At 74.3% G+C, this 6,622-nt stretch carries 5 protein-coding genes; 2 read left to right on the top strand and 3 right to left on the bottom strand.

Features of this window, described 5'->3' with window-relative positions; genetic code table 11:
* Positions 1–252 precede the first annotated feature (252 nt).
* On the top strand, positions 253–1,776 hold the full coding sequence (locus BI06_RS29605; protein WP_078880375.1) for an SDR family NAD(P)-dependent oxidoreductase: 1,524 nt from the start codon (positions 253–255) through the stop codon (positions 1,774–1,776).
* 121 nt (positions 1,777–1,897) lie between these two features.
* Complete coding sequence (locus tag BI06_RS29610; protein WP_051742102.1) at positions 1,898–2,350, top strand: NUDIX hydrolase; 453 nt, start codon at positions 1,898–1,900, stop codon at positions 2,348–2,350.
* 200 nt (positions 2,351–2,550) lie between these two features.
* On the opposite strand, the gene BI06_RS29615 is transcribed toward BI06_RS29610, so the two are convergent.
* Genes BI06_RS29615 through BI06_RS29625 form a run of 3 tightly spaced genes read right to left on the bottom strand, consistent with a single transcriptional unit; the run spans position 2,551 to position 6,007 of the window.
* Positions 2,551–4,782 carry an ABC transporter permease gene (locus tag BI06_RS29615; protein ID WP_043472630.1) on the bottom strand — a complete coding sequence of 744 codons (2,232 nt, stop codon included), beginning with the start codon at positions 4,780–4,782 and terminating at the stop codon, positions 2,551–2,553.
* Positions 4,779–5,486, bottom strand: coding sequence for an ABC transporter ATP-binding protein (locus BI06_RS29620; RefSeq protein ID WP_043472633.1), 708 nt, complete (start codon positions 5,484–5,486; stop codon positions 4,779–4,781). Before BI06_RS29620 ends, BI06_RS29615 begins: the two co-directional genes overlap by 4 nt.
* Positions 5,483–6,007 (bottom strand): PadR family transcriptional regulator, encoded by a 525-nt coding sequence (locus BI06_RS29625; RefSeq protein ID WP_030396397.1) that lies wholly within the window; start codon positions 6,005–6,007, stop codon positions 5,483–5,485. Before BI06_RS29625 ends, BI06_RS29620 begins: the two co-directional genes overlap by 4 nt.
* Between the last annotated feature and the right edge of the window lie 615 nt (positions 6,008–6,622).

Genomic DNA, 6,622 nt, shown 5'->3' on the forward strand with positions numbered 1-6,622 from the left:
GTGCGGCACGGCCGCAGGGCGCACTCGGGCGCCCCTGCACCCAACGTTCGATTCTCCGGTACCGGTAGGACAAACGCCAGCTGGCCGCCGTTTGCTGGGGCTGCGTACAAGCCATGATCAAAGCTTCGCGCGTAGATATGGAGGATCCTCCAAGTCCCGGGCTTTCGCCCCGGCCGGGGCCGCTCCCGTAGCATTCACGCGGTAGACGCGGCGGACGCCGTGATCGGCGAGGCGAGCGGGAACGGCAGAGGCATGGCGGCGGGATCGACGGCAACAGCGGGCGTGGACAGCGGGCAGCGGCGGGGCGACGAGGACATCGAGGAGATCGACTACGGCCCCGGCCTCGACCCCGAGCGGCTCCGGCTCTGCCTGGAGGTGCTGGCCGAGCTGGACGAGCTGCACGTCGACCACCCGGACGCGATCACCGTCCGCCAGGCCGTCGGCGGCATATTCCGCACCCTCAAGCAGCGCCGCCGCCAGGAGACCCGGGCCCGCAAGACCGCCAACGACCGCGAGGTCACCGCGCGCACCGCGACCGGCGCCCCGAGCCGGATCGACGACGAGACGGCCGGCGCCTTCGGCCTGACCACCGTCACCACCACGGAGATCGCCGGGATCCTGGAGCGCCCCCGCTCCTGCTACATCTGCAAGCAGCGCTACATCGAGGTCGACGCGTTCTACCACAACCTCTGCCAGGGCTGTGCGACCAAGAACCGGGCCCGGCGCGACGCCCGCGCCGACCTGACCGGCAAGCGCGCGCTGCTGACCGGCGGTCGCGCCAAGATCGGTATGTACATCGCGCTGATGCTGCTGCGCGACGGCGCGCACACCACCATCACCACCCGCTTCCCCAACGACGCGATCCGCCGCTTCACCGCGATGCCGGACAGCGCCGAGTGGCTGCACCGACTGAAGATCGTCGGCATCGACCTGCGCGACCCGGCCCAGGTGATGGCGCTGGCCGACGAGGTCGCCGCGGACGGTCCGCTGGACATCCTGATCAACAACGCCGCGCAGACCGTGCGCCGCCCGCCGGAGTCCTACCGGGAGCTGGTCGCCGCCGAGTCGGCGCCGCTGCCGGCCGGCGAGCTGCCGCAGTCGACCACCATCGGCCGGTTCAACAGCGGCAGCGTCGACCTGCCCGCGCTGCCGCACCAGGCCTCGGACAGCGCCGAGCGGATCTCCGCCGAGGACGTCACCTCGCTCGCCCTGGTCACCGGTTCGGCGACGCCGGAGCGGATCCAGGCCGGGACGGCGATCGACGCCGGCGGCCTGGTCCCGGACCTCGCGGACACCAACAGCTGGGTGCAGACCGTCAACGAGGTCGGCCCGGTCGAGCTGCTGGAGGTGCAGCTCTGCAACTCCACCGCGCCGTTCATCCTGATCAGCCGGCTGCGCCCGGCGATGGCCGCCTCGGCCTCCCGCCGCAAGTACGTGGTCAACGTCTCGGCGATGGAGGGCGTGTTCCGGCGCGGCTACAAGGGCGCCGGCCACCCGCACACCAACATGGCCAAGGCCGCGCTGAACATGCTCACCCGTACCAGCGCGCAGGAGATGTTCGAGACCGACGGCATCCTGATGACCGCCGTCGACACCGGCTGGATCACCGACGAGCGCCCGCACCCGGACAAGATGCGCCTCGCCGAGGAGGGCTTCCACGCCCCGCTCGACCTGGTCGACGGCGCGGCCCGGGTCTACGACCCGATCGTGCGCGGCGAGCAGGGCGAGGACCTCTTCGGGTGCTTCCTGAAGGACTTCGACCGCTCCGCCTGGTAGCCGTCCGGCAGGGCGTCGCGTCACCGCGGCGTCCTGCCGCACCTGCCGGACCCACCACCCCTGCCGGACCCACCGCCCCTGCCGCACCGTCGCCCTGTCGCCCGTTCGGAGGAACCCCGACGTGACCCACGCACCGCTGCTCGGCGCCGGAGTGATCGTGCCCACCGGGGACGGCCGGGTGCTGATCGGCCGCCGCACCACGGCCGGCGAGCCGCCGACCTGGAGCCTGCCCGGCGGCAAGGTCGACCCCGGCGAGTCCTTCGAGCGGACGGCCGCGCGCGAGCTCGCGGAGGAGACCGGCATCGTGCTCCCCGCCGAGGAGATGCGGGTGCTGGCGCTGGTGCTCGACCACGAGCTGGGCCGCCCCCGGCTCACCGCCGCGGTGCTCGCCCCGCCGAGCCTCGCGGAAGCGGTGGTCACCGAGCCGCACTCCTGCGGCGGCTGGGAGCGGCTGCCGCTGGACGCGCTGCCGGAGCCGATGTTCTACCCGTCCGGGCTGGTGCTGGGCGCCTGGCGGGCGGAACTGGGCTTCGCGCCCCGGCCGGGAACGCACGCGTACGCCGTCCGGGACTGACCCGGCGCCGGTCCGCCCGGGTGACTCCCCGCACTTTGCAAAGTCGCCCGCCACTTTGCAAAGTGCGGAGCGGCTTTGCAAAGTGGCCGGGACGCACGCACGCGAACCCCGCTCCCCCGTTTCGAGGGAGCGGGGTTCGCGCTTGTCCGGCCGGGTTCACGCGGATCCGGCCGGGCCCACGCGTCGCACCGGGCCGGAGGTCAGCCGTTGCGGGCCGCCTCCGGGCCGGTGATCCGCTTCAGCAGCGGCAGCGTGGAGGCGATGATCCCGAGCGAGGACGCCAGCCCGACCAGCACCAGGCCGAAGAACACCCCGCCGGGCGACACCAGGTCGTAGTCCATCTGCGACTTGAGGAACATCGCGGCCGCGGCGAACCCCGTCCCGATCGCGAGGGCCGCCACCACCAACAGCGGCAGCGCGCTCTCCAGGCCGATCACCGCCCGCAGCATCCGCAGCGGCGCCCCGGTGAGCCGGAGCATCGCGAACGGCCGACGCCGGTCGGACAGACCCGCGACCACGCTCACCGCCAGGCTGCAGCCGGCGATCGGCAGGGTGGTGAGCAGCACCACGTCGGCCAGCTGCCGCCAGCCGGCGAGCTCCTGCTGCTGGGTGGAGCCCCAGTCCTGGACCATCCGGGCGTGGTAGTCCGGGAAGGCCCGGCTGAGCACCGTGCGGACGCGCTCCTTCGTGACCGTCGCCCCGTCCGTCGTCACATAGAGGGACTGCACCGGCAGCCGGGCGGCGGCCTCCGCCGTGATCGGCGCGGTCGGCCACTCGGTGGTCTCCTGCGACACCAGGTCCAGGAAGCCGAACGGCTCGACGGCCGCGACCTCGGCACCGGGGGCGCAGTGGCCGACCACCGGGGCCTGCGCGAGGTCGGAGCAGAGGGCCAGCACGGGCGGGGGGAAGTCCTTGGGCACCGAGGGGTCGCGGGCCAGGCCGTCCGGGTTGGCATGGGCGACGGCGAGGCCCCGGAAGCCGGGCACGGCCCGCACGTCCGCGAGGACCCGGTCCGGGACGGCATCGGTCATCGGCGGCTCGCCGGACATGGCGCCGTGCTCCACCGCGACCCGGGTCTGCGGATCTCCGCTGAGCACGCCGCGGTTGGTGTCGATGGTGCCGATGATGGCGACCGTGGCGGTGGTGACGAACAGGGCCAGGATCAGGCCGGCCACCGAGCGGAACCCGGCCTTGGGGTCGTCGGCGAGCCGGCGCACGGCGATCAGGGTCGCCGGGCGGCTCGTCCGGGCGGCGACCAGGCGGGCCACGGCCATGGTCAGCCACGGGCCGGCGATCACCAGGCCGAGCATGACCACCAGGAAGCCGGTCAGATAGGCGGCGGTCTGGCCGTTGGTGGTGTCCGGGCGGCGGCCGACGAACCAGGCGAGTTCGGCGAGCCCGGCCACCAGCGGCGCCGCCCGCCAGGCGGACGGCGGCTTCGGGGTGGTGCGGCGGCTGACGCCGAGCGGGGAGACGGTGACCCGGCGCAGGGCGAGCCGGGCGGCGACGGCCGCTGCCACCGGGACGCCGACCAGTACCGCCAGCCCCTGCGGCACGGTGAGGACGAGGTCGTCCTGGAAGAAGCGGTCCCCGGTGAACGGGACGTCCGCGACCAGCGGGCGCAGCAGCAGGAAGAGCCCGAAGCCGAGGACGGTGCCGGCCACCGCGGCGACGGTGGACTCGGCGGCCGCGATCAGGGTGATCTGCCGGGGTGTCGCCCCGACCAGGCGCATCGCGGCGTAGCGCTGCTCGCGGGTGGCGGCGGAGAGCCGGGTGGCCGTGCCGATGAAGATCACCACGGGGAAGAGCAGGGCGCCCGCGACCACCGAGAGGATGAGCGTCATGGCGTCCCCGCGGACGCCGGTGCCCGGGCAGTCGGCGTGGCAGGCCGGGAGCCGGTCGGCGATGGTGGTGATCGGTCGGGCGTCGGGGCGGGCCGCGAGGGCCGTCCGGTCCTGGCCGCCGACCAGGACCAGGGAGTCCGGGGAGGTGAGCGCGGCCTTGCCGATCTCGCCGACGAGCCGGCCCGGGAAGCGGTCGGCCAGTTGGTCGGCCGGCGTCTCGCGGATCAGTTTCGCGAGGGCGGGCGAGGCGTAGTACTCGCCCGCCGCGGGGAGCTTCGTCAGGCCCGGCGGGACCGGCGAGGTGGGACCGGTGGCGGCGACCTCGATGAACAGCAGCCGCTTGCCGTCGTAGAACTCGGGGCCGTGGTCGCGCCACCAGAGCGGGTCCACGGCCGCGCTCTCGGTGCGGCTCTTGGCGCCGCTGTTGGCCCAGAGCACGCGTTCGTTGGTGGCTCCGACGGCGTTGACTGCGGCGAGTGTGGAGAGCAGCAGGCCGACGCCGACGGCGGTGGCGGCGGTGATGGTGAGCAGCCGGGCGACGGCCTGGCGGCCGCCGCTGACGGCGAGGCGCAGGGCGAAGGCGATCACGGGGCGACCCGCTCCGCCGCGACCGGCGCGTACCCGGTGGAGAGCGTCCGGGCCCGGCCGTCCCGGACCACGGCCTCGCGGTCGGCGTAGGCGGCGACCCGGGGTTCGTGGGTGACCAGGACGACGGTGGTGCCCTGTTCGCGGGCGGCGCCGACCATCAGCTCCATGACCTGCTCACCGGTGAGGGAGTCCAGCGCGCCGGTCGGCTCGTCGGCGAAGAGCACCCGGGGGCGGGTGACCAGGCCGCGGGCGAGCGCGACCCGCTGGGCCTGGCCGCCGGAGAGTTCGCCGGAGCGGCGGCCGCCGAGGCCGTCGAGGCCGAGCCGGGCGAACCAGGGCCGGGCCTCGGCGAGGGCGGCGGCCCGGCGGACGCCGCCGAGCAGCAGCGGCAGGGCGATGTTCTCCTCGGCCGTCAGTTCCGGGACGAGCTGGCCGAACTGGAACACGAAGCCGAAGGCGTCCCGCCGTAACGCGCTGCGCCGGTTCTCGTCCAGCCGGTCGATCCGCTGTCCGTCGAAGTGCACCTCGCCCGCGTCGGGGACGAGGATGCCGGCCAGGCAGTGCAGCAGGGTGGACTTGCCGGAGCCGCTGGCGCCCATCACGGCGAGCACCTCCCCGGCCTCGGCGGCCAGGCTGGCGCCGCGCAGGGCGGGGGTCTCGCCGAAGGCGAGTTCGATGTCGCGGGCTTCTATCAGGGGGCTCATGCGCGTACCTCCGCGGCGAGGGCGTCCAGGCGGGCAGTGGTGAGGTCGATCCAGCGGAGGTCCGCCTCCAGGTGGAAGAGGCCGTGGTCGGCGAGCAGGGCGTCGACCAGCGGGCCGGTGCGGCGCAGTTCGGTGAGCTCGCGCATCCGGCGCAGGTGGGCGGCGCGCTGGGTGTCGAGGTACGCCTCGGCGTCGCGGCCGAGCAGCAGGGCGAGCACGACCTTGGTGAACAGCACCGACTGGAGGGTGGGTTCGGGGGCGACTGGCTCGCCGAGCCAGTGCTCGAACTCGGTCACCCCGGCCTCGGTGATGACGTAGCGCTTGCGTTCGGGCCCGTCGCCGGGCTCGGCCTCGCCGGCGACGACCTTGCCGTCCCGGGCCAGTCGGCCGAGCGTGGAGTAGACCTGACCGTACGGCAGGGGCTTGCCGCGCCCGAAGAAGGCGTCGTAGTCGCGCTTGAGGTCGTAGCCGTGGCTCGGCTCGCGCTCCAGCAGCCCGAGAAGGGTGAGGGGAACACTCATGGGAGGAACATACACCAGGGATATACACCGAGTGTATAGCTCGCGAGAATACGGCGCTGAGCTGGGAAAATGTCGTGCCGACCGGCCATCGACCGGCTGACGCCCGGCCAGGACCGGTCCAGGAACGCCGCGAGCGGGGGACGGCCCCGAACCCCGTCCCCCGCCCTGCACGGCGGCCCGGCGAGCCCCCACAGCGGGCCGGACCACCGCGCCCCCGGCACGGAGGGCGCGGCCGGTGCCAGCCTGCCCCCTCGACCCCCGGCCCGCCGAGGGCCGAACGTCCCGGTCCCGGCAAGAACATCCCGTCCCGGCGCGAACGTCCCGGTCCCCGCGCGCACGTCCCCGTCCCGGCACGAAGGTCCTCGTCCCCGAACCCGACCCGGGACCGGAAGTCTCCCGCACCGGCGGCCCGACCGACTCTTGTGCCCGGGGGCGGTGCCGGGGGAAATTGGAGTCGACGGGGCCCACGCACGCCGACCGCCGTGAGGAGCACGCATCGTGTCCAGGACACCCCGCCCTGCCCGCACCGTGCCGCCGCCCCGGCGGGCCGGCCGCGCGCTGCGCCGCGCCCTCGGCCGCCGACACACCGTCCGGGCCCGCGAACCCCTCGCCCGC

The organism is Kitasatospora sp. MBT66, from assembly GCF_000710405.2.
Lineage (GTDB): Bacteria > Actinomycetota > Actinomycetes > Streptomycetales > Streptomycetaceae > Kitasatospora > Kitasatospora purpeofusca.

Bases quoted from the DNA above. Each gene is read 5' to 3' on its own strand.
- BI06_RS29605 (WP_078880375.1), top strand. From the start codon at position 253: ATGGCGGCGGGATCGACGGCAACAGCGGGCGTGGACAGCGGGCAGCGG.
- BI06_RS29620 (WP_043472633.1), bottom strand. From the start codon at position 5,486: ATGAGCCCCCTGATAGAAGCCCGCGACATCGAACTCGCCTTCGGCGAG.
- BI06_RS29625 (WP_030396397.1), bottom strand. From the start codon at position 6,007: ATGAGTGTTCCCCTCACCCTTCTCGGGCTGCTGGAGCGCGAGCCGAGC.